Consider the following 21,881-nt stretch of genomic DNA (forward strand, 5'->3'; position numbering starts at 1 on the left):
CGCTTTTATCAACAAGGTATGCGGGCCGCAACCCTTATACAGTCTATCTCGTAGACCTTTTTGTCACCCCCCCAGGTTTTTCCCAGTTACAGTTATTTATGAAGGCGAAGAATATTTAGAAAAAAGTTATTTCCTTATGCACATTCTTGATGAGTTAGACTGCTTTGATTTTGAAAATTCAGAATATAAGTCTCATCAAATACAGTCCAGTGGAGCTAGATATATAGATTCCATAAGAAAATTTTCTTTACTACCTGTAGATACATCAAAATACAAAGTGTTCATAGTAGGAGAAGTTGGATTTCTTATCATCGACAGATTTATTGCAGATAAAATAACTGAAGCGGGTGCTACAGGCGTAAAATTTATAGACCCTTCAGAAGCTTACTGATAAGTATGAATGGTAGTCAGCTCTTCCATTTATCATAGGATGAGTTAAAGCACTCTTCCTATCATCGCAAACATCATCGCAGGCCTCACTCACCTTTGCTAAAAAGAATATTGAGTAGCTGTAGGGTGCGTCGCCACCCTTAAATCCTAAAAAAGATCGACTATCTTACAGCGACGCACCGGTGCACAATAGTGAGCGTAAACAAACCAAACACTCATCATTGTTGCAAGAATTTGGAGAATTGCTAGTAACAAAGCTACCATTGATGTAAATGGTCCTGCATCCTGCTGCTTTTAGTTGCTCCATTGCCATTTGCAATCCATTTATCATGCGACTGCGAAGCGGTGTTGTTCCAAATCTGTCTTTGAACTCTTCCCATTCTGCCCAATACACTTCTGGTGGCAAGTTGTCATGCTCATCAAATTCTGGAATCATACCCTCGTACCTTTATATCTTAACACAATTTCCTTGTCAATTTTTAATGACTGTTAATTTCCTCAGCACCGCTTAATAGTTGGAGATATTTGTTATTATGGGTAATTGAAGATGACTATAGCCGTAATAATCAAAGAATGATAATTAATAATATAGAATTTCTAGAGGAAGATGCCGAGCTTTTTTCAGACGGCTGCGTTCATGATGCCATACTTGCCCAGGATGCGATCGTTCAGGGCATTCCCTGTGCTGGCAATCGCAGCGTTGTTTTCTACTCTTCTGGACAACTTAAACTCTGCTGGCTCTCCTCGACAACTATATTAGATGACATTCCATGTGCTAGTGATGTGATACTCTACCTCCATGAAAATGGTCAGTTGTGGAATGTGTCTCTTGATTCAGATTACCAAATCAAAAAAGTTTTGCACAGATCGGGTAGTCGTCTGACTTTTGATGAAACAGGAGAATTACTGGAGTATTCTGAATCACTAGATGCAGATCGATTGATTGAGGAATTTCCTTGTAGTTCGCAGTTTGATGTGTGGCGATATGCCAATGGTAGACCGAGCTTAATTGTGCTGTCTTCTTCCCTTATGATTAACGGAGAAAAATATCCACGTGGTGCCAAGGTGTCTTTAAACAATGATGGAGAAGTCATCGACTGGCAGTTAGTCAATTTGGATTCAGAGCAACGTTATAAGCAACGGGTGTTTGGTGTGTTCGAGGTAGACTGGCAATAAAGAAGTGCGATCGCTTTTGATGCCCGATCCAATTCAATAACTAATTACCCATTTTTCCCAAACTTGCTATCTTGCAAAGAATTACCAATCCCCTGGATAATTCCCCGCCCGATCAAACCAATTCCCCGCCCTATAACCTGAGTCAAAACGTAAACAACAGCAGTCCCCAACAGCGAAATAACCGCGCGAACCCTAGGTGCGATCGCATCCCTGGTTTCCAGCAGCAAAGTCAAGGCTAACTGCCACCCAGAAAGCTGTGCTAACTCTAGATTTCTCGGAGCATAAATAGAAATTCTCTTAATTCCAGAATCGCCCAAAACAAACAGCCAAAACCTGCTTTCAAAAATAGCTTTCGGTTCCACAAAATATCTATCCCAGCTATATCTCCACGACAAATCATTCCGAAATCTCTCAATTTCTCGCGTCGAAATCAACTTACCATCGTAAAAAAATTGCTTGATTTCTTCAATATTTGCCAAATTATTTAGTAGAGGCTGTACCACTCCGCTAGCAACTTGAATTGCCAAATTTTCCAACAAAGCTTCAGCTCGCTGCATTGCTTCTGGGCTGCCAGCAACACAAGAAATATTGTCAACTGTTAGCGGGATTTCAAATAGCAAATGTGCAAAAAAATCAACTGTCATCGGTATTTTGTCAAGGATTTCTGCTGCAACTACATCAGCATCTGCCAGCAGCACCGGCACAACTTCTATGCCGCTGCCTGCCAAGAAATAAGCAGCACTTCCCTCTTGGCTTTCTTCGAGTTTGAAGCTTGCTTGACTGCCATCAAAAACCAAATTTTCTTTCGTTTGTAGTGTATAGTATCTGCCAAAAAAATCTATGATTGTAGCCTCCCACAAATTCCGTAAGATAGCAGGCATTTTTGACAACAATTGAGTTTGCTGCACTTGCGAAAAGCGCAATTCTTCCAGCAAATCCTTTAACTTCCGCAGGATGGAACTCATCAATTCACGCTTTTTGGGCGATCGCAAAATATCGATTTCCAAAGGCAAGCCAGTCAAATTCACCAAATCAAACTGCAGTTTAGCTGCCGCCGAGTCAAACAAGCTACCTTGCCAATTAGTTCCAACCACCAAAGATTCACCCGAAAATTGGGAATTTGCTAATTGCGATTGAGAATTATTTAACAAATTCTCGCCTCTAATTTCTGCTTTCTCTCCTCCGCCTTCTCCCCTTTGCTTTCTGCCGAATACCTTCTCTTCTTTTCCTTCAAATAATAACTGACTGACAATCCAGCGAGCTGCCAGCAATTCTCGGCGGCGCCCGCTGAGTACAAGCCCATCTAAAATAGAGGGTAAATCTGTCGGATCTGCCGCTTTAATCTCTTGCAAATCAGCTTGGACAACCGCCAAAGTTGCATCTATTTCTCGTAGTCCAGAATGACAAAAATAAGCCAGCATTTTTTTGTGTACTGGCGTATTAATTGTCAAATTATCCGCATTTTTATCTGCAATTGCTGCGGACTTTTCTAATGTTTGAACCACCGCTGCATTTAGTTCTATTTCCGAGTTAGCGGCCGCATCCATCGCCCAATAAGTGCGACCAGATGCCACAGCGCGAATAGCTTCGATTGTCAGAGAAATATCTCTACCTTTAGGACAATAGCCATTCGCGCCCGTCGTCTCTAACTCCGCCAACAGCTCCGCTGTCAGCGGCCAGCCTAGCAGCAACAGGGGCAGATTGGGATACAAACTTTTGAGTTCGCGACAAAATGCCAGCGCCTCTATTTGACCCGATCGCGAATTTAGGATCTCAACAGCCAAAATTACCAAATCTGCGGGCTTCTTGGCTGCTCCAGAGGCTATCGAGCGAGCTTCTAGAACCCGCAAAGCCTCGGTTTCCGTTGAAACCTCTGCGACAACTTGCAAGTCTGGATACTGCTCGCAAGCGACTCGCAGCCCCAGCCGGAAAATGGGGTCGCCATCGATCGTCAGCACTTGGAAATTACTCACTTGATTTTAGATTGGAGATTTTAGAGCTCGATCGCGCGAAAACCCCATTATTCGGGGATCAAATTAGCATCAGGAGGCCCAGCCGATTCAGGAATCGAGGGCGGCGCGGGTTCCGGAGCCGGAGCCGGAGGAGCAGGTTCCGGAGCCGGAGCCGGAGCCTCTTCTCTCGCGGGCGGATAGTAAGGTTCCGGTTCCCTTGCGGGGGGATTGTAAGGTTCCGGTTCCGGTTCCCTTGCGGGCGGATAGTAAGGTTCCGGTTCCCTTGCGGGGGGATTGTAAGGTTCCGGTTCGGGAGCCGGGGCCTCTTGGCTCGCGGGGGGATAGTAAGGCTCGGGAGCCGGAGCCTGCTCGGGAGGAGGCGCGTATTCCTCTTGTCGGGGAGGAGGCGCGTACTCCTCCTGTTGCGGAGCCGGCGCGTACTCCTGTTGCGGAGCCGGCGCGTAATCGCGAGCGGGTTCCGGCGGCGGTGCACTGTTGGCTCTGAGTTCAGCACTCCAGCGCCCGATCGCACCTGCCGCCTCTGAATACAGGGCCCTACCGTAACCGATTTGGGAAGCCGTCTCGATCGCCGCTCCTAGACTGCCTTGAGATGCCAATTCCGCAGCTCGATCCAGAATCGGTCTGTCTTGAGCAACTTGCAGTTCGCTCACCCACTGATAGACATTATCCTGAGCTTTCGCGTACAAAGTCCTACCGCTCTTAATTGCCGAAGCTTTTTCAATAGCAGCACTAAGTTTTCCTTGCTTCGCCAGGGCGATCGCTTCATCCAAAAAAGGCTGATCTTGAATAACTTCTATGCGTTTCGTCCACTGAGCCAAGAGAGTTTGCGCCTCTATCCTGCGGGGGCGGTTTTGAGCGATCAGGAGTAGCTGAGCCATGCCACCCTTGAGTCCTTCAACCGTTTGCGGTTCTGCCAACTGCTTCGCCAGAGTCAGAAAAGATTGGTCTTCGATCCGCTGAATTTCCCGACGCCAAGCAGCCACCAAAGTTTGAGCGTGAACCCGCCGTGGCTGCTTAATTCCGATCGTTTGCGCTTGCTCGATCGCGAGTCCAAACGTTCCTATCTGACCTACACTAGCGATCGTGCTCGCCACTTGCAGACGCAGCAAATCTTGAAACTGCACCTGCAAATTTTCAATTTGAACTTGAGCTTGCTTGTAAAGAGGGCGACCCGGAGCAATTTGGCTAGCAGCCCCCTGCCCTTCCAGCAAGCTAAAAATGTGTTGCGGCAGCGGAGTTGATATCGACTGGTTCCATGTCACTGCCTGAGCCCTACCCAACTGCATCAAATCTTGAGCTTCCGCAAACAGCGGCGAATCCTGCGGCACCACTGAAGCAGCCTCGATCGCCCCCGGCAGGTCTTTCGCCCCTAACCGCTTAGTAGCCATTGCCAGCAAAGTCCGACTCCAGCCCTCAATTTCCTTCTCAGCTTTAGCGCGGGCAAAAAGCTGCGAGTCTATTTTACGAGCCAGGACGATCGCCTCAGCGAACTTTTGCGGAGTTCCGTCCTTCGCCAAATCTCTAGCCTCTTGCAAGCGCTGCCAGCCGTTTCTTTCCGAAGAAATCTGCTGGATCAGCTCGTTGTAACGCTTCTGACTCCAGAAAATATTTTCCAGCTTAAATAGAGCTTGAGCATAATCCCAGGCTTTCCTTAAATCCTCACTTTTCAAAGCTGCTAGGGCTGTATCGTAGAGTTTTTGGCCCTCCTGCCAATTTTTTTCCCAAGCAGTAACCGCCTCCTGTACCTCTGGGTAAGACGGACTGGTTTTCGGAATTTTCGCCACAATCTCCAGAGCACCCTTCAAATCGCCCCTCTCTATTTTTGCCCTGGCAAATCCTAGAATGGCTTTCGACCATTCCCCTATCAAATGTTGACCCTGCGAGTATAGCGGATGTTCTTTCGGCCAAGCCTGTACCAGTGCCATTGCCGATTCTAGCTGTTCTAGCTTGCCCGACTTAGCAGCTTGCTGAGCGCAGTAAAGTCGCTCTCCGTCCGCCGCCAGCGGCGACAGTTGCTGGCAATTCGGCGGTGGCGGCATCGTCAGCAACCACAGAAATGCAGCGGCACCGGTTACTCCAAATCCCACCAGGAGACTCAGCCAGATAAGCTGCCACTGCCAAAAAGTTCTTTTTCCCTCGGTCGGCAGCGCCGTTACTGAGGAACTCGCATCACCTGTCACCTCTGCACTGAACTGTGCCGTCGGTTTAGGGGATGGGTTGTATTGCGGTGGTGTGTGGAATTGGTCAGATTGTCGTCTCGCCATTACTTCAGCCTGTCCTGTAATGCGCACTAGAATGCGACACTCCCACATCAAATCTATAGATTATGATGTCGGCTTCTGACTCCTGTTAAGGAGATCGAGAACTTCCTTCAAGGTACTGGTCATCTTTCCCTCTACGGCGTTTTATAGTGAGGTTCGTGTCCAGCCCCACTGGTTGCTTCCGAGTATTTTAGGCTCTCGAAGCACGTAAATCATACCAGTTATCACACAGTTATTGACAGATACCGGGGCCGTTTAGCAGAAAAAACAGTGTAAAGCCCCGTCAGTCCATCAATTTGAGATTTGAGATTTGAGATTTGAGATTTCACTCTGCAGATCGAGTAGGGGAGGGATTAACCTAAGCTCTAATATTAAATCCGGATCAGAAATCCCTTTATCAGACTCAGCGGTTGAAACCAATCCCACACAAACTATCCTCCACTCCAAGCGGATTAAAAAATAAAGGGGCAGTAAAGCCGGATTTGCTCTACACTTTGAGCTGTAGCGGGTAGAACTAAATTTTTTTGGTTTAATCGTAAATTTTAATCCCGATCGCCAAACTTGCCGATCGAGTTTCATTTTTTTATTTTCCTTTTTTTCTATTGTGCCGAATTCCGGCTGGCGACGGCAAAAAAAACGATCGCACCCAGCAAAATACTTAAATCATTTTATACGACCGGCCCAGCCCAAAGATCGGTTTTGCTTCCAACAGGCGCGACTTTATCCGTTACGAAGCCTTTGGCGTATCGCTGACACTGGATGCCTGGGTGGCTGACTCTGCCGATCGGTATCCGTAGAAATCTATCCGGTAGTCTACAATTCTGACACCAGTTTGCTGTTGGATTTGCTCGATCAAGTCGAGCGGCAATTCCACATGAACGTCTAGAATCTGAGCCGTATCAAGACAATTGACGTGAGAGTGAGAGTCGCTGACATTGCCGTACAAGCGTCCCTCCGAGCGTTCTATGCACTCAATAATCCCTTCTCTCGACAAAGCTTCTAGATTTTGATAAACCGAAGTATGACCGATCGAATGCGCTTTTTGGTTGAGGCGATCGTAAATTTCGCGAGCGGAGAGGTGTTCTTTTGCCTCCCACAAAAGTTCTAGAATAAATCGACGCTGGCGGCTCAAGCGCATTCCCATCGCCTGACAGCGGTTTAAAGCATCTTCTAATGAACGAATTGGTTTCACAGCTACCGCCTTATAAAGCCTGCTCGATTTTTAATTCTGGTACAATATTGCACGCCTACATATCCACTAATTCTAACGCAGGCTTGCCCAACAGTAGAAGGTAGAGGGCAAAAATCTCGACTGAGTGAATTTTTTCGAGTTGCTGCTCAACGAGCGGTTGTCAGCACCCACCATAAAATTATCCGCCTCACAAATATTGCTTTGACTCTATCTTCTACTGCAACACCTCCTAGTTCGAGGATTTGATGGCGTTAACCAGTAACTTGGCAATTTCCGAGAGTTGCTTTTTGTTGAAAGTTTTGAGCAAAAGCTTGACTACCGCCTTCGGTTCGGCTGGAAGTGCTACTTGCTTCGACGCTGCGGCTGGGGCTGCTGGGGCGCTTGCCTCTGCTGGTTTTGGGCTTGCTGCCAAAAGTAGCAAATTTTTACTCGGAACGATCGTCTTGACTTTCCCCACTTGTACTAAATCGCCAGCTTCCTTGAGTTCTTTGATAATCAGCGGAGCTAAGACTTTATAAGAGTTTTTGGGATTAACGATCGCTGCTCTAGCGGTTTTTACTAAATTTTGCCAAGTCTCTATTTTACCTCCCAACTTATAGAGGCGAACGCACACAGCCGTCAACTCAGAGCGACTAGCAGCCGATTCTTTCTGCTTGAACACCTGCAACATTTCTTTGAGTAAACTCATCACTTCAACAGCAAAATTCGCCGGCACAGCGCCCGCTGTTGGAGCGGCTGGTGTACCAGACCCAGCAGCAGCCTGGACTTTACCCGACGCCAATTTATTGAGGTGAGTTTCGAGTTGAGCAAAAACAGGCATCACCTGCTGCACGAGTTTTTCTCCCTCTTCATTCCTCAAGCCGAAAGGCCCCTCCAGTCGCCCCAGCAAGTCCTTAAGCGTATCAACTCCCTTTAAAAATAGGGATTCTGCCGTTTGGTCAACCTGCTTGACGGGCCCGTCCTTGAGCACCTTAAAACAATCTTCCAAGCGGTGAGCGGTTGTTTTAATACTATCTAAGCCAAGCATAGCCGCCCCTCCTTTTACGGAATGGGCGGCTCGAAACATCTCTTGGACGCTTTCGGGGTCTTTCATCGTGGACTTTAAATCCACTAAACCATTTTCTAGAGTATCGAGGTGCTCCTTAGCCTCCTCTATAAACAAACGCATTATTCGGTCTTGCTGATCTGACACGACAGTCCTCCTAACAATCTCAGCACCCTCCAGAAAGCACCCTCTTCGCGGGAGAAAACACGACTCCTGCCAAAAGTCGGAAGCTCCCATGCAAAACATTCTAGCCTGCCTCAGCTAGCAGACTCAAAATACTGGTGTCACGGCAATGTTAGCTCTAAAACTGGTGGGGTGGAGATTGAGCCTAGAGTTCTGAGGGAGTATCTGGAGCGACTTCAATACCCATTCCTTGTTTCATCATCTGCTGATTCGTAATCAAGTCGCTTAACTCCTTGACTTCGACGCCGATGTCTTGGCAAGCCTGTTTCAGTTCCCGCTCGAAGGTGTTGAGGTCGTCTCCGTAGCCGCAAAGCTTCGCGGCTGTAGCGATTCCTTGTTGGGCGTTAGCTTTGGCGCAGTCGATCAATTCAATGCCTTTGAGGGGTTGGGAGGATGCCATAATTTCAAGCCACAATTTATCTTTTCTCCCACTGTACCTAGAAGGTTGAGGTCGATCGATCTATCGAAAGGCATGAAAAATCTTGCCTGTGCTGCGTGTTATTAATTCATACCTATTTTTTGGGAGTTCCTGCGAAGATGGCAGTAGTTGAGATTTTCTAACCCTTACTGTGCGTAAATTACACTAGATTACTGTGAAAAATGTTTCCCCATCTAAAATGCACTGGGTCTGGAGCGTCCGGCACCGCGTGTTTGTGTCTTTTCTCTTTGCGATGGCAGTTGCTGTGTTGCTACCGCCTGACTATCTCCCCCTGACTCGGACGCTGTGCATTTGGAACGCGGGCGCGGTCAGTTTTCTGATTTTGACTTGGATGCTGATGCTGCAAGGCACTCCCGAAATGATGCGCCACCACGCTCAGCAGTTGGATGCTGGCCGCTTAACAATCTTAAGTACGATTACAGCAGCCGCTTTTGCCAGCTTTTTAGCCATCTTCTTCCTGCTGCGCGATACCAAAGGCTTGTCCCCAAATTTGCTATTTCTGCACTTAGGGCTTTCTGTCCTAACAATTGTTGGGTCTTGGATGCAGGTACACACTATCTTCACCATGCACTATGCCCGCAGCTACTACAAAAACCGCAGCAAGCAGCACGGCAGCTACTTGCAGGCGGGAGGTTTGGATTTTCCGGGCGACGAGGAACCAGATTACAAAGATTTTTTATATTTCTCCTTTGGTATTGGCATGACTTGCCAAGTCGCAGACGTGCAGATAACTTCTCGTTCCACGAGGTATCTCGTGCTTTTTCACAGCGTGCTGTCGTTCTTTTTTAACACCGCTATTCTGGCTATGAGCGTCAATATTATTGCTGGATTGAGTTGATAGGATTCAGTAGCTGCGGTATGATTTAGAGTATGATGCGGAAACTTTGATCCTCATAATATTTAGGTGGTAATTGCTAAATTGAAGTAGTCCAACTATCGGGAAGCTCACTTACATCTTCTAGTAGGAAGTTAGGGTATACGAATATTCGGACATCATCGTATAAATCGCTAAGAACACGTTTCCGGGAACCGGATTTGTCCCACGGTTGAAGATCGGAGTCTAGCTCACAGAAACCAACCCAGGGATGCCCCTCTTGCTGTAATTCTTCAGATTTAACTATCACAGCCGCCAAAACAGCTAAATCATACGGCTTAAGGAATAGATCATCCATTGCACCAATAGATACTTGGCGCTCCAGCATAGGCTGTGAAAGCGGAAAGACGTTGAGACTAGGATGCTTCGCTAATTCATCCAATCGTTCTGAAACTTTCGTCAGTTCATTTGCGATTAATCCATCAAATTGAGCAAATACCCGACGTGCTGCATCGGCATCCTCAGCGCTGACTCGACCTTCATCTGTTGCCCATCTCACAAATTTGCGTAAATCATCAGAGCGAGAGCGTGGGGAAAACCTTCGAGGTACGGTTTCACGTGCTTCTGTAAGGCATATTGCAGGCACACATAACTTAAACTCACCAGCCTGAGCACGTTGGAGCAACTGAATAGCCTGTGGACTTTGCAAATGTGCTGGAGCAATAACATCCACTACCCAATTTGTTTCCACTAAAACTGCCTTGGGTTTCACTTTGCACTCTTACTCCATCTAGGGCCAGCAGCCCTGACTTCGCCAATTCGGAGAAGGCTAATTATTGGTTCGCCAAGTAGGTTTCTTAAATCATTTGGGAAGTTGTCCATACTAGCAGTCAGCTTCAGTTTCTCAAGCCATCGCTGAACTCGCGATTCAAACTCCATACCAGGGTTTGCTTTCCATTGTTCATCTGCAGGTGGTAGCAAAGAATCTGGAAGTTTCGCTTCACCAACTACATCAATTGACTCACCATTATACTTCTCTAAGGAGTCGCGGAGGAGAATCACACGCTCACCAGTTACGACAAGTCCAACTGAACAACCAATAGATGCCATAGTGTGTTTAAGCTGTGCAATAAGTTGAGCGTTGATACTGATGTCTTTCAGCTTTACCTCAACGATCATCAAATATTCCCCATCTTGGCTTGTCACAACAATATCTGGTTGGGATGTTTTTATCATGGCATTATATCGCAGCAAATTTATTGGCGATGCAGTAAATCAACGACTAGCCTAGGCTTTGCGTAACAAAATTATAACTTGAGGGCATTCTAATTAGGTCATTTAAACGTCAATACACGGACAATCAATTGAGCTACCAAGTTGATGGGACAGAAATTTTAATGCTGATTTCTTCACCCACAGCCTCTAGCCCTCGATCCCCCGACACTACACCAAACAGACGATCGCGCGCCCCCGTTCTGCCCATCTCAAAATTTCCTGACATATTTGTTGCTAAAACGAAGTCATTACGAGTATGATTTAAGAAGAAGCAAAAAAGAGAGCCGCCATGAGGATAGAAGAAATTCCTCTCAACCAGATTCGCCGCCCCCTGCCGCGAGTCAACGACCAAACCAAAGTCGCCGCCCTCATGGAATCAATCCGCGAGGTAGGTTTAAACGAACCCATCGACGTGCTAGAAGTAGATGGTCAGTATTACGGATTTTCCGGCTGCCACCGGTACGAAGCTTGCCAGCGTCTCGGTTTAGAAACTATCCGCTGTAAAGTACGCCGAGCTACCCGTGCCGTGTTGCAGATGCACTTAGCCTGAGCCTCTCAATAGAAATTCACGACAGGCAAACATTCGATCGCCCAAACCTTTCTAAGATATTCGATCGACAATCACAACTAATAACAAGGTAAAAACTTATGACTGCCAACAACCACAAACAACATCTTTACCCCACCCGGATCGATATGTCAGCCGCCACCCGCTCTCAAGTAGTAGGGCTGCTCAACGCCACGCTGGCAACGACTCTGGACTTAAAAACTCAAGTCAAGCAAGCTCACTGGAACGTCAAAGGCATGGACTTCTACCAGTTGCACTTGCTGTTTGACGAAATGGCAACAGAACTCGAAGAATACATTGATTTGGTTGCCGAACGGGTCACAGCTTTGGGCGGTTTGGCTGTAGGAACAGCCCGCACTGCGGCTGCTGATTCGATTTTGCCAGAATTTCCTTTCGACATTTTAGACGGCAAAGAATACGTGACGGCTTTGGCCGATCGCTACGCACCCTATGCCAAACACCTGCGAGTCGCCATCGACAAAACAGGCGAACTCGGCGATGCCGATACAGCGGATCTGTACACCGAAATTTCGCGGGCAATTGACAAGCGTTTGTGGTTCCTAGAAGCGCATTTGCAAGGTTCTGCGACAACTGCAACAGCCACCGAAAAAGTTGCCGTCAAATAGCAACAAAAAAAGTTGTGGGGTGGGCGCCCGAGCCCGCCCCACAGATGTATTTCCTTAAGGCTCGTGACAGTTTACGATCGAGAATATGTCCATTTATTAATTTGGATGAGTTTTTCGTGACTGCCAATATTCCAGATTATGCTCCTCAACTGCAACGCCTGATGGAACAGGCGGGGCTTTCGAGCGATCGAGAACTCAGCCAAAAAGCAGGAGTTTCCGAGATCCAGCTAAGTCGCCTGCGTCGCGGCTTAGCTTTGCAAACCCGAGCCGACATCCTGCTCAAAATCAGTCAAGCTTTGCAAATTTCCTTAACGGAACTGCTCGCAACCTTGGCGCCAAACTATGTAGAGTTAGAAAAGGCACCACCGACAGCCCTAGAACAAGAATATCAGCGCTTGCAAGCTTCGATCGAACAGCAGCGAGAATCTTTGATGCAGGAATTCCAGCTATCTAGCGTGCAAATTTTAGAATCTTGGATGTTGCAGTGGCCGACTGCAGCGAGCAAAGCTCAGGAAAATCACAACTTGCGGGCTCAGAAACTACTGCCCTTGCTGCGGCCCGTCGAGCAGTTATTGGAGCATTGGGGAGTGGAGTCGATCGCCCCAGTCGGAGCCGAGATTCCCTACAACCCCCAACAGCACCAGCTAATGGAAGGAACAGCCGAACCCGGAGAACCCGTCAAAGTCCGCTACACAGGCTACAAACAAGGCGACAAACTCCTCTACCGCGCCAAAGTTAGCCCAGTTTGATTAATACCTGAAGGCATTCGGCAGAACAAAGATTGTCCCTCTCTCAAAATTCACTCCCGGCGAAGCGCTGCGACTGCGATCGGCGTTACGATCCGCGACGAACACCATCTTTTGCACTCCAAACTATTCTCCCGCTTTCAGGCTTTGGCACTTTCCCCCTCTCTTAGTTGGATCGGAGTCCATCTCGCAGCTATACTAGCCTAGTCTGGCTAGAAATTCTGACATTCCCACCGCAAAATATGAGTCCTGTAGTTAAAATTATTCAGCCCTCTGGCATTTTAGACGGCACCAAGGCAAGTCAATTCCGCCAAGAGATTAGCGACCTAGTGGAAGCGGGAGCCGATGTGGTATTGATAGACTTCACTGATGTGACATTTATGGATAGTTCTGGTTTAGGCGCTTTAGTCTTGGCGCTCAAAACAGTCCGGGCCGCTGGGAGTCAATTAGTTGTCTGTTCTATCAACGAGCAAATCCGCATCTTATTTGAACTCACCAGCATGGATCGAGTTTTCGAGATATTTCAGACCCGCGATGCTTTTAATAGCAAAATTCTCTCAACTAACTAAATCTTTGGGCTGCTGCCTTTTTGCTATTTGGTCACAGATGCACTGCAAGAAGTCAGCTAGCCAAAGTTTACCTTGAGTAAAGACCAATCATCATCAAAAACTGCTTTAGCGTTCAACTTTTGAATGTAGTTCAAAACCAGCTCTAACTGGTCGGCACTTGCACCGTTGTAAGCTGCTAACAAATCTACGAAAGGGTCAAGCCCCCAGATATTGCCGTCAGGTTGGTGGATCTCGTATACCCCGTCGCTAAAGATGTAGAGAGTGCTCAAATCCTCGACATCGCAGCAATTATCGACATAGGGGGCGTCAGGGAACATCCCGACCGGCATTCCGGGGGTTTTTAATCGCTGGATTTTAGCGGTGCTCGCAGGGGACTGGGAAATCAACACGGCTGGTGGATGGCCGGCGCTGGCATAAACTAGCTGGCGAGAAATGCGGTTGTAAACGCCGTACCAGATGGTGAAATACTTGTCATTTTGGTAGCTCATCTGGAAGGTGGTGTTCAGGGCGCGCAAAACGTCGCTGGGTTTGTAGTAGTCTATGTTGGGGAGCGTGCGCGATCGCAGCAAATTCAGCACGGCTACCGAAGGCAGCGCCGCTCGCAAACCGTGACCGGCTACGTCGAGCAAGTAAATCGCCAAATAATCGGCATCTAGCCAGTTGTAGTCGAAGCAATCTCCCCCCAACTGCCGGGAGGGAATGAATTTTGCCTCGATGCTAAAAGGTTCCGTCATCGGATCTGGCAGCAGCGACTGCACGTACTCGGCCGCCTCTGCTAACTCTGCTTCCAGACTTTGCTTGGCAATTTTCAAATCTCGGCTGAGTTGGTGCAGCCGCAATCCGGCGCGTACTCTCGCCTGTAATTCGTTCAGTTCGATCGGCTTCGAGATAAAATCGTCGGCACCGGCGTCGAGGCCTTTGACTCGATCGGCGATCGAACCCAAAGAAGTCAACAAAAAGAATTGTGTAGTTGACAGATCCGGATCTGCCTTAACTCGACGACAGACATCTATGCCCGTCAAGCGCGGCATGATCCAATCGCAAATTATCAGGGCCGGACGCAATTTTTGCGCCTGGGCTACACCGTCTTCGCCATTACTTGCTACTGTTACTTCGTAACCCTGTTTTTTCAGGGTTCTTCTCAGCAGTTCCTGAACAGCCGTATCATCGTCAATAACCAGAATTTGAAACATGGGCACTTAGGTACTACAAGTTTTTCAAGGTCTGGGGGTCATTTAAAATATATCCTGTCAGCGCCCTTGTCTGAGATTGAGTATAGTTTATTGACATCGCTTTGAGGTAATTGCTTTTGACGGCGGGTCGTTGAGTTCAATTTACGTTAAAATTTGATAGAAATTTGGCGCGATCGAACTTCACTCAGTTTATACTCAGAATATAAATTTTTATAGACTTTTATTTGCCACAGGCGCTGGTTGACACGGAAGTGCTATTTATGGTATAGTGACTAACCGATTAGTGGATTAGACATTGATCGACAGCCCACCAAAGCTAGTATCCTCAAAGTACCACTCTATTTTGCCGCCGTTATACTTTGTCTCGTTGTATTTTATCTAGTTGTATTTTGCCCACCGGCCGATGAAGAACTTCTGTGGTGAGCGTGATTGAATTAAAGGGTTCCGAAAAGTTGCCGATGCTAAAAAAAGCGGATCTTCAAGTCAATACAGGTCTGAACGGATTAAGCTGGGTTTTGTCGTGGTTTGCACAATTGTACGACTCGCGAATTCCTACAAGTGTGTGGATACGGTGCCAGTTAGCTTTGGCTGAGGGCTTTACGAATGCGGTGCGTCACGCCCATAAGGGCAAACCAGCGGATTTGCCTGTTGACATTCAGGTGGCAGTGTTCGCTGAATCTTTAGAGATTAAAATTTGGGACTCGGGCGATCCGTTTGATTTAGAGAAAAAAATCAAAGATATTTCGGAAAAAGTCGATATTCACTCTCCGGGCGGGCGGGGTCTAAAATTGATTAAAGACATCGCAGACAGTATTAGTTATGTGAGAACGGCTGATGGACGGAACTGTTTGTCGATCGTCAAAAATTATACTCCTGTCTCAAGGCCCAACAATGAAGATGATATTTTGGAAGTGGTAGAGGAAATTTCTGATTAATGGGTTCATCGGGTTTTAAACGCGGGACATCGGATTCAGCCACAGCAGAATTGTCCGTTTTAATTCATTTAATTCTCGATACACTTCTTGTTTGACCCACTGCCCGATCGCATCGAAGGGCGTAAAAATTTGACCCACAGGCCAGCTAACATCTTGGCCCAAGGGCGTTTGATGGTTGCCCGCTAGAGTCTGAACGGTAATCATGTCCGGAAATCGTGCTTTTAGCAGTTTGGTCAAAAGCAGAGTTTGGTCGATGTTGTCGCCGTTAAATTTGACTAAAAGATTGCGCCGGATTTGATAGCTATCTTGGACGAGGCGATTAGTCTCTTGTGGGGAAGGGGTAAACTCGACGTTAAAGACGGGGGAAATTTGCTCGACGATCGGGATTGCTTCGGATGCCGCATAATTGTTGAAAGAAATCAGAATATTGCCTGCCCTTTCTACGTCAAATACAGAACCGATCAGCAAGTGCAGTTTGCATCCCATGCTGTGTCCCATCCCGTAAATGGGGAGATAGGAAGATTTGAGCAATTTAGTGCCGCGCAGGCGATCGAGGGCATTTTCAAATTTGTTGAGAACATCGCGGGCGATCGCAATATGATCCAAAGTATTGACAAACGGCGTTGCTACTACAAGATATCCTTGGTTCCCCAAAGCCTCTAACAGCCAGCGATAGGTGAGTTGGGGTGCTGTCGCCACAAATGCACCGCCGAGAAAATGTACGATCGCGATCGGTCTTGAAGGAATTAATACCCAATTGCCCGAAATTTCTTGCCAGTCCATAAATTCAATCTAATTCCAAATAAAAAGGCGAGCTTCTTCTGAAGGGAGAAAGCAGAATTTTTTCTAAATTTTTGTTTTTATTTTATGTAGTAAAAAAGCGCTTGCTACCCATTTTTTCATTCAATCAACTTTGCTCTTTACTTATATTATGATATTTAGTGTAACTGTTTTCGCAGCAAATAGAACGATCGGCGCACGCTGCTATTTGCACGCTGTATAGGGTTGAAGCTGGCGGCCGAATAAATCAAGGCTGACATCGGCTGGTGGCTTTCAAAGAATTGTATATCGTGTCCCATCGCACGGCTGCAAGCCACTGTAGCTGGTATTGCGGGTAATTGACCAGACAGGATATTAACAGTCAAATACGGCTCCCAACCCCAATATCGCGTATTAACCAGTCTCTGGGCGATCGGCTTCGATTCGGCTTGATTGGCAGCACCTAATTTCTTCACTAAACCCGCATACAACTGTCACATCCTTTAGGACAGCCCCCCGATTTCAGACGATCGCTGGGGGTTTAATTCTGGCGAATGACCCATACCTTCTGCCGTTTGATGACTCAACTTTTCGTGAGCCTTCATCCATTTCCACTTGTGCACAGTAGCTTGAGGATTGAGCACTGTGGTAGCCACGCCGTAAACAAGAGTCGGCAAAACCTCCCGATTTAACCAACTTTGTCCCAACTTTCTCATGTAGTGCAGTGCCAAAACTTCTCGAAATTTGTTAAGCCTTTGCAAAAGCGGCAAATTCTTAAAACATAACTGTTCGTACTCGTGGAGTGATAACTCTTTTTCTCCCCGCAAGCGCCGCAGTTGGTTTTCCTTGACACAATCAGAAGCTATACGCTTTTTCAGCCAATGCTTATCTGTGAGAGAGTTCCCTCTAATTCGATAATTTCCCAACGGTTCTGTCGCCGCTAGCAAGCCATATTTTTGAGCAAGTTTGGTAAATAACTCTGTATCTTCTCCTACCTGCCAATCTTCTGCAAACCCGCCTTCCTTGAGAATAATGGAGCGATAAACTACAACAGAAGACGGGAAAACCCAAGGACTTTCGCCTGTCTCCTTAATCGCCTGCATTTCTGCTTTAGTTGTAGGATAGGTGGGAATATAACTCAACTTTTTACCGTGCTTGTCTAAATATCGCAAAGCGTGAGCCACAGCTTTGACTTCGGGATTGTCTGCGAGCATCTTCAAACAAACTTCTAACTTATTGGGTTCCCAGGTATCGTCGCTGTCGATAAACGCTACATATTCGCCTGTGGCGCGATCTATCATTAAATTTCTCGACTTAGAAACCCCGTAATTCTGGGGATTTCTGAAGTATTGAATTCTCGAATCTTGCTCGACTAGCTTAGCAGCAACTTTGTCAGTAGCATCAGTAGAAAAGTCATCAACAATTAAAATTTCGAGATTCTTGTGGGTGTTATTGAGTACGGAGGCAACTGTCTCGGCCAGAGTGTCGGCAGCATTGAATGCAGGAATGATTACACTAACTTTTTGGCTGTTCATAACTTGCATTAAGGTGTGGTTTGGTAGTTGTTCGCCGAAGTATAGTCTCTCAGCAGACACTCTAGCTCATTTACCTGCAAGTACCTGTAGCCAGGAAACTTGCCTACATACTGCCAATATAACAGGTTTACCGAGGTCAGTGTTATCTACCATAAGGGGGGAAAGCCGTTAAAAGACGGAGTGCAGACTATTTGGGAGGCAATTTTTCTGACACAGACCTCGGTTGCTAGGCATTTAGGGTTTGGTAGGGGGATTGGAATTTTCCTAAAGTCGATCGCATCTTTTTGCTTTAATACCGCTTACCCAGAAAAACTGGGCCTCACCCAAAATTATTGGCTTGAGAATTAGATATCTACTAAAAAACCTACTTTCTGACTCAGATCGATGTCAGTTAATCGGCGATCGTAAAATTTTTTCTCCTACCCCCCCTGGCGTGGGACTGAGGTCAAAGTCCTGACCACAAACCTGTTTTATTGATTAACTCATCAGTAGAACAACTTCCAAAAAACTGATCTGCTAAGTCTGCTATGTGTGGCATTACCATAGCAATCACCTAAAAGTGTGAGTTAATTATTTTTGAGGTTTCATTTACTGGGGATGCTTAATCAGACTAGGAAAAAAAATAATTTTAAAATTCAGAATATTTGTGAATATTGGTTTCTCTAATTTGCCTCTTTAGCATTTCCTATCGTAAATCAGCAATGCAGTTTCTCGCCGATTATCAGCTTTTTTGAAATCACTAGCTTTTCAAAAAAGATACTTTTTTCAACTTGTTTAATTATTAAATTGCCATAATGTGTCCCTCTTTTCTCTATTCCTCTTGTACCGCGAGAGGTTCCCAGGGTCAAATCGTTTCCCCATCTGGCATAACAGGTAATTTATTTGCGGTTGAACTCAGTACCGCTAGGTGTTAGGGAAGATGCTTCTAAAAGTATACTATAAAAAATCCTCGCCTCATCCGTAAAAAATGTTGCCAAAGTTCTTGAGCAAAGTGCAAATTTATACTTGTTGCCTAACAGTCTTGGTGTTGGGCGGCTGCCAGCAACAGCTACACCCAACCTTGCAGCAGCAGCGCAGCAAACAGGGCATGGCAGTTTCAGCTCACCCTCTGGCGAGCGCTGCGGGGCTGGCCCTGCTACAACAGGGAGGCAATGCAGTGGATGCGGCGGCTGCTACGGCTTTGGCGATTTCGGTGGTGGAGCCTTTTTCGGCGGGTATCGGCGGGGGGGGTTTTTTGCTCCTGCGGCGGGCCGAAACGGGGACTGTGCAAGCGCTGGATTTCCGGGAACGAGCTCCGAAACGGGCGGCGCGGGATATGTACCTCGACAAGCAAGGTAAGGTGCGCCCAAGGGCAAGTCGGGACGGGCATTTGGCGGCTGGTATTCCGGGTACTGTTGCTGGACTTTATACGGTGCACCGCGAGTATGGTAAGTTGCCTTGGGCTGCGGTGGTGGCGCCGGCGATCGCCCTGGCGGAAAATGGCTTTCCAGTAAGTTCGCGGTTTACCACGGCTACCGGGCGACGACAGGATGTGTTCAAAAAAAACCGGGCGGCGCGGGAGGTTTTTACTCGTGGTGGCATTTTATACCAGCCTGGTGAGCTTTTGGTGCAGCGGGATTTGGCGCGGACTTTGCGGCAGATTGCACAAAATCCGCAGAGTTTTTATACCGGGGACATTGCGCGGGCGATCGCCGCCGATATGGCTAAAAACGGCGGCATTATCACTCTCGAAGATTTGAAAAACTATACGCCGATTTGGAGAAATCCGGTTTGTGGCAACTTTCGCACTTACGAAATTTGCGCGATGTCCCCTCCTTCTTCCGGCGGCGTTCATTTGTTGCAAATCTTAAATATTCTGGGAGATTCGGATCTCAAGATGTTGGGGAGGCAGAGTCCAGATACTTTGCACTTGCTGGCGGAGAGCATGAGGATTGCTTATGCTGACCGGGCTGAGTATCTGGGCGACCCGGATTTTGTGAGTGTACCGGTCAAAGCTTTGACTAGCAGCAATTATGCCAAATTGAGACGATCGCAAATCCAGATGTCAAAAGCCAGACCCTCTAGCGAGGTAAAGGCTGTTGACGCTGAAACTTTGAATCGTCTGCTGTGGGAGTCTCCCGAAACTACTCACCTGACGGTAGTCGACGAAGAGCGCAACGTAGTCAGCTTAACGTTTACGGTGAATGGGGGTTTTGGGGCTGGAGCCGTGGCCGCGGGTACGGGAATTTTGCTCAACAACGAGATGGATGATTTTGCAGCGGCGCCGGGAGTGCCTAATTTGTCGTCTGGTTTGGTGAGCGGGGAGGCAAATTCGATCGCCCCGGACAAAACTCCTTTATCCAGCATGACGCCGGTCATCGTGACAGAAAATGGCAAATTTCGCCTTGCTGCGGGAGCTCCCGGAGGCAGCACGATTATTACCACGGTGCTGCAAATTGTACTGAACGTATTGGTTTACGACATGAAAGTCGGCGATGCTGTGTCTGCACCTCGCGTACACCACCAGTGGCAACCGGATCGCCTGATGGTGGAACGGGGAGGTTTTGAGACTGCGACGCTTTCGGAGTTGCGGCGGCGGGGACACCTGATTTCCGAACGTGACGACTGGGGCAATGCCAATGCGATCGTCCTGACTGCAGACGGTTGGTTGGAAGGGGCTGCCGATCGGCGCGGGGAAGGAGAAGCAAGGGGATTTTAGTCAACAGTCAGTCGATTAGAGATTTTAGATTTTAGAGGGGAGCGAGACTTCGGTGACTCAACGATTTGAGATTTACTCCACAGATGAACCTGAAATGTTGAACTATGGTCAAAAATTTTGATATCTCTAGGACAGGAATCGGGCGCTTGTATACGTTTTTTGGGCGAGGTCATCTTTCCTGAGTCATTAGCTATTAGTCATTAGTCATTAGTCATTTGGGATCTCGCAAACGGTATTAGAACCCGGTTTCTTTTGTCTCCCGTGCCTAAGTCCTGAAATTATTCGTCTATGTACGTTTATTTTTGCATCCCTATTTTTGCGCTGAGGTTTATTGGGTGACTAACTACCAACATTTACCAAAACAAATAATCACCAAAAGCGTATATTCACTTACGTGTAAAGTTATGGTAAAGGCACTAGACATTAATAGTTATATAATGTAAAAATTAAGTTGTGGATAGGATAAGGTTTGTATCTTCCAGGAAAAAATTATGATAATTACTCACAAAATTGCTGCCTTAACAGCTACATTAACTACTGCTCTGAGTTTGTTGACAGCGCCAGCAATGGCATTTTCGGTAGGGGCAACTAATAACACTGAAAATTTAAAAAATAATTTATTGGGGGCTAATACAGCCGGGTTGAGTAATTTCTCTGTTTCAATCACGGGTAATTCGGCTGCTTTTGGTACTTTCACTAATGACCCCTTCGGTTTGACATCAGGTGTTGTTCTGAGCACTGGTAGAGTCGGCGATATACCGGGTCAGAATCGGAAAGATAACTTCACGACAAAGGACAGCGATTTAAGCACGGACTTTGGTCCTAATGGTGAACAGGGGGATCTGACTCAGCTAAACCTCAGCTTTTTTGCTAATAGCACGGTTGAAAAGTTGTTCTTTCAATATGTATTTGCTTCTGAGGAGTTTCCTGAGTTCGGCGGTTCTAAATATAATGACGATTTTGAACTGCTGCTGAACGGCATTAATTTGGCAAAATTGAGCGACGGAAAAACAGTTACGATTAATAATCTTGTTCCCGATCCATATAATCGCTCTAAAGATCACCCCGACTATATTGACAACCCAAGTTTCACAGGTATTGCTGCTAACATCATTAAGCTGGACGGTTTTACTAAGGTTTTAGGTTTTGAGGGTTTGCTCAAGAAAAATCAGACGAATGTTCTCAGTATCCGCATTAAAGATATGGGCGATGGCAAGTTAGATTCTGCTGTATTTATTAAAAGCGGTTCTGTGGGGACGGTCCAACCTGAGCCGGTTCCCGAGCCAATGACTGTGGGAGGTTTGATGGCGGGAAGCGCTATGCTGGCTGCTGGACGAAAGTTACGCAATCGCCGTGGCGGAAGTAATTAATAACGGAAGGAAGAAGTTCGGCAACGAGCAATGTACGGGATGTCAACGATAGAAGGAAGAAGGAAGTTCGGGAACGGATTCGCTTTCTGAGGATGTAACGGATGCTAGTCCGATGGAAGTCGGAAGAAGTGAAA

At 47.0% G+C, this 21,881-nt stretch carries 23 protein-coding genes; 10 read left to right on the top strand and 13 right to left on the bottom strand.

Translation table 11 applies throughout. The annotated features are described in order from the left end of the window. Positions 1-391, top strand: a 391-nt coding sequence (locus QUA33_RS23515; RefSeq protein ID WP_333151623.1) for an imm11 family protein, incomplete at its 5' end; no start/stop codon positions are given. A gap of 165 nt (positions 392-556) precedes the next feature. Here QUA33_RS23515 and QUA33_RS23520 read toward each other — a convergent pair. Beyond that, a complete protein-coding gene (locus QUA33_RS23520) occupies positions 557-826 on the bottom strand; it encodes a DUF6932 family protein (protein ID WP_333151625.1) in 270 nt (89 codons plus the stop codon). An 89-nt stretch (positions 827-915) separates the two neighbouring features. Here QUA33_RS23520 and QUA33_RS23525 point away from each other — a divergent pair, with 89 nt between their 5' ends. Further along, positions 916-1,566 (top strand): hypothetical protein, encoded by a 651-nt coding sequence (locus QUA33_RS23525; protein ID WP_333151627.1) that lies wholly within the window; start codon positions 916-918, stop codon positions 1,564-1,566. 44 nt (positions 1,567-1,610) lie between these two features. Here the strand turns inward: QUA33_RS23525 and QUA33_RS23530 are convergent, their stop codons facing one another. The 5 genes from QUA33_RS23530 to QUA33_RS23550 all read right to left on the bottom strand — a co-directional run bounded on the left by QUA33_RS23530 (position 1,611) and on the right by QUA33_RS23550 (position 8,620). Beyond that, entirely contained in the window at positions 1,611-3,539 is a 1,929-nt protein-coding gene (locus QUA33_RS23530; protein WP_333151629.1) for a DUF3685 domain-containing protein, read from the bottom strand. 47 nt (positions 3,540-3,586) lie between these two features. Continuing rightward, positions 3,587-5,803, bottom strand: a complete 2,217-nt coding sequence (locus QUA33_RS23535) for a hypothetical protein (protein WP_333151631.1) — start codon at positions 5,801-5,803, stop codon at positions 3,587-3,589. 724 nt (positions 5,804-6,527) lie between these two features. Next, complete coding sequence (locus tag QUA33_RS23540; protein WP_333151632.1) at positions 6,528-6,992, bottom strand: Fur family transcriptional regulator; 465 nt, start codon at positions 6,990-6,992, stop codon at positions 6,528-6,530. Positions 6,993-7,221: 229 nt separating this feature from the next. After that, complete coding sequence (locus tag QUA33_RS23545) at positions 7,222-8,283, bottom strand: Hpt domain-containing protein (RefSeq protein ID WP_333151634.1); 1,062 nt, start codon at positions 8,281-8,283, stop codon at positions 7,222-7,224. A gap of 82 nt (positions 8,284-8,365) precedes the next feature. Further along, positions 8,366-8,620, bottom strand: coding sequence for a hypothetical protein (locus QUA33_RS23550; protein ID WP_333151636.1), 255 nt, complete (start codon positions 8,618-8,620; stop codon positions 8,366-8,368). A 253-nt stretch (positions 8,621-8,873) separates the two neighbouring features. On the opposite strand from QUA33_RS23550, the gene QUA33_RS23555 reads away from it, so the two are divergent. After that, positions 8,874-9,497, top strand: a complete 624-nt coding sequence (locus QUA33_RS23555; RefSeq protein ID WP_333151638.1) for a DUF1345 domain-containing protein — start codon at positions 8,874-8,876, stop codon at positions 9,495-9,497. 76 nt (positions 9,498-9,573) lie between these two features. On the opposite strand, the gene QUA33_RS23560 is transcribed toward QUA33_RS23555, so the two are convergent. The 3 genes from QUA33_RS23560 to QUA33_RS23570 all read right to left on the bottom strand — a co-directional run bounded on the left by QUA33_RS23560 (position 9,574) and on the right by QUA33_RS23570 (position 10,974). Next, positions 9,574-10,245 carry a hypothetical protein gene (locus tag QUA33_RS23560; RefSeq protein WP_333151639.1) on the bottom strand — a complete coding sequence of 224 codons (672 nt, stop codon included), beginning with the start codon at positions 10,243-10,245 and terminating at the stop codon, positions 9,574-9,576. After that, positions 10,242-10,709, bottom strand: a complete 468-nt coding sequence (locus tag QUA33_RS23565) for a type I restriction enzyme HsdR N-terminal domain-containing protein (RefSeq protein WP_333151640.1) — start codon at positions 10,707-10,709, stop codon at positions 10,242-10,244. The genes QUA33_RS23560 and QUA33_RS23565 overlap by 4 nt, the downstream gene beginning before the upstream one ends. Before the next feature lie 133 nt (positions 10,710-10,842). Further along, positions 10,843-10,974 carry a hypothetical protein gene (locus QUA33_RS23570; RefSeq protein ID WP_333151642.1) on the bottom strand — a complete coding sequence of 44 codons (132 nt, stop codon included), beginning with the start codon at positions 10,972-10,974 and terminating at the stop codon, positions 10,843-10,845. A 63-nt stretch (positions 10,975-11,037) separates the two neighbouring features. On the opposite strand from QUA33_RS23570, the gene QUA33_RS23575 reads away from it, so the two are divergent. The 4 genes from QUA33_RS23575 to QUA33_RS23590 all read left to right on the top strand — a co-directional run bounded on the left by QUA33_RS23575 (position 11,038) and on the right by QUA33_RS23590 (position 13,257). After that, a complete protein-coding gene (locus QUA33_RS23575) occupies positions 11,038-11,298 on the top strand; it encodes a sulfiredoxin (RefSeq protein ID WP_190656154.1) in 261 nt (86 codons plus the stop codon). 98 nt (positions 11,299-11,396) lie between these two features. Continuing rightward, positions 11,397-11,942, top strand: coding sequence for a DNA starvation/stationary phase protection protein Dps (dps, locus tag QUA33_RS23580; RefSeq protein ID WP_333151645.1), 546 nt, complete (start codon positions 11,397-11,399; stop codon positions 11,940-11,942). 44 nt (positions 11,943-11,986) lie between these two features. After that, positions 11,987-12,691: a helix-turn-helix domain-containing protein gene (locus QUA33_RS23585; RefSeq protein WP_333151647.1), complete on the top strand. Its 705-nt coding sequence runs from the start codon at positions 11,987-11,989 to the stop codon at positions 12,689-12,691. A gap of 239 nt (positions 12,692-12,930) precedes the next feature. Continuing rightward, entirely contained in the window at positions 12,931-13,257 is a 327-nt protein-coding gene (locus QUA33_RS23590; RefSeq protein WP_041623653.1) for an STAS domain-containing protein, read from the top strand. A 56-nt stretch (positions 13,258-13,313) separates the two neighbouring features. Here the strand turns inward: QUA33_RS23590 and QUA33_RS23595 are convergent, their stop codons facing one another. Beyond that, positions 13,314-14,450 (bottom strand): PP2C family protein-serine/threonine phosphatase, encoded by a 1,137-nt coding sequence (locus QUA33_RS23595; RefSeq protein ID WP_006632014.1) that lies wholly within the window; start codon positions 14,448-14,450, stop codon positions 13,314-13,316. Positions 14,451-14,866: 416 nt separating this feature from the next. On the opposite strand from QUA33_RS23595, the gene QUA33_RS23600 reads away from it, so the two are divergent. Beyond that, the gene (locus QUA33_RS23600) at positions 14,867-15,385 is read left to right on the top strand and encodes an anti-sigma regulatory factor (protein ID WP_333151650.1); all 519 of its coding nucleotides are present in this window, start codon (positions 14,867-14,869) and stop codon (positions 15,383-15,385) included. Positions 15,386-15,400: 15 nt separating this feature from the next. Here the strand turns inward: QUA33_RS23600 and QUA33_RS23605 are convergent, their stop codons facing one another. The 3 genes from QUA33_RS23605 to QUA33_RS23615 form a co-directional block, all read right to left on the bottom strand. Continuing rightward, positions 15,401-16,168 (bottom strand): DUF1350 family protein, encoded by a 768-nt coding sequence (locus QUA33_RS23605; protein WP_333151652.1) that lies wholly within the window; start codon positions 16,166-16,168, stop codon positions 15,401-15,403. A gap of 155 nt (positions 16,169-16,323) precedes the next feature. Continuing rightward, positions 16,324-16,620 carry a hypothetical protein gene (locus QUA33_RS23610; protein ID WP_333151654.1) on the bottom strand — a complete coding sequence of 99 codons (297 nt, stop codon included), beginning with the start codon at positions 16,618-16,620 and terminating at the stop codon, positions 16,324-16,326. 27 nt (positions 16,621-16,647) lie between these two features. Further along, a complete protein-coding gene (locus tag QUA33_RS23615) occupies positions 16,648-17,739 on the bottom strand; it encodes a glycosyltransferase family 2 protein (protein ID WP_333151656.1) in 1,092 nt (363 codons plus the stop codon). 907 nt (positions 17,740-18,646) lie between these two features. On the opposite strand from QUA33_RS23615, the gene ggt reads away from it, so the two are divergent. Both ggt and QUA33_RS23625 read left to right on the top strand, forming a co-directional pair. Beyond that, entirely contained in the window at positions 18,647-20,377 is a 1,731-nt protein-coding gene (gene ggt / locus QUA33_RS23620) for a gamma-glutamyltransferase (RefSeq protein WP_333151658.1), read from the top strand. Positions 20,378-20,868: 491 nt separating this feature from the next. Next, positions 20,869-21,747 carry a choice-of-anchor L domain-containing protein gene (locus QUA33_RS23625; RefSeq protein ID WP_445243278.1) on the top strand — a complete coding sequence of 293 codons (879 nt, stop codon included), beginning with the start codon at positions 20,869-20,871 and terminating at the stop codon, positions 21,745-21,747. The last annotated feature ends 134 nt before the right edge of the window (positions 21,748-21,881 follow it).

The organism is Microcoleus sp. Pol14D4, from assembly GCF_036701245.1.
Lineage (GTDB): Bacteria > Cyanobacteriota > Cyanobacteriia > Cyanobacteriales > Microcoleaceae > Microcoleus.

Bases quoted from the DNA above. Each gene is read 5' to 3' on its own strand.
- ggt (WP_333151658.1), top strand. From the start codon at position 18,647: ATGTTGCCAAAGTTCTTGAGCAAAGTGCAAATTTATACTTGTTGCCTA.
- QUA33_RS23575 (WP_190656154.1), top strand. From the start codon at position 11,038: ATGAGGATAGAAGAAATTCCTCTCAACCAGATTCGCCGCCCCCTGCCG.
- QUA33_RS23585 (WP_333151647.1), top strand. From the start codon at position 11,987: ATGTATTTCCTTAAGGCTCGTGACAGTTTACGATCGAGAATATGTCCA.
- QUA33_RS23565 (WP_333151640.1), bottom strand. From the start codon at position 10,709: ATGATAAAAACATCCCAACCAGATATTGTTGTGACAAGCCAAGATGGG.
- QUA33_RS23590 (WP_041623653.1), top strand. From the start codon at position 12,931: ATGAGTCCTGTAGTTAAAATTATTCAGCCCTCTGGCATTTTAGACGGC.
- QUA33_RS23595 (WP_006632014.1), bottom strand. From the start codon at position 14,450: ATGTTTCAAATTCTGGTTATTGACGATGATACGGCTGTTCAGGAACTG.
- QUA33_RS23545 (WP_333151634.1), bottom strand. From the start codon at position 8,283: ATGTTTTGCATGGGAGCTTCCGACTTTTGGCAGGAGTCGTGTTTTCTC.
- QUA33_RS23520 (WP_333151625.1), bottom strand. From the start codon at position 826: ATGATTCCAGAATTTGATGAGCATGACAACTTGCCACCAGAAGTGTAT.
- QUA33_RS23570 (WP_333151642.1), bottom strand. From the start codon at position 10,974: ATGTCAGGAAATTTTGAGATGGGCAGAACGGGGGCGCGCGATCGTCTG.
- QUA33_RS23550 (WP_333151636.1), bottom strand. From the start codon at position 8,620: ATGGCATCCTCCCAACCCCTCAAAGGCATTGAATTGATCGACTGCGCC.
- dps (WP_333151645.1), top strand. From the start codon at position 11,397: ATGACTGCCAACAACCACAAACAACATCTTTACCCCACCCGGATCGAT.
- QUA33_RS23535 (WP_333151631.1), bottom strand. From the start codon at position 5,803: ATGGCGAGACGACAATCTGACCAATTCCACACACCACCGCAATACAAC.
- QUA33_RS23605 (WP_333151652.1), bottom strand. From the start codon at position 16,168: ATGGACTGGCAAGAAATTTCGGGCAATTGGGTATTAATTCCTTCAAGA.
- QUA33_RS23625 (WP_445243278.1), top strand. From the start codon at position 20,869: ATGATAATTACTCACAAAATTGCTGCCTTAACAGCTACATTAACTACT.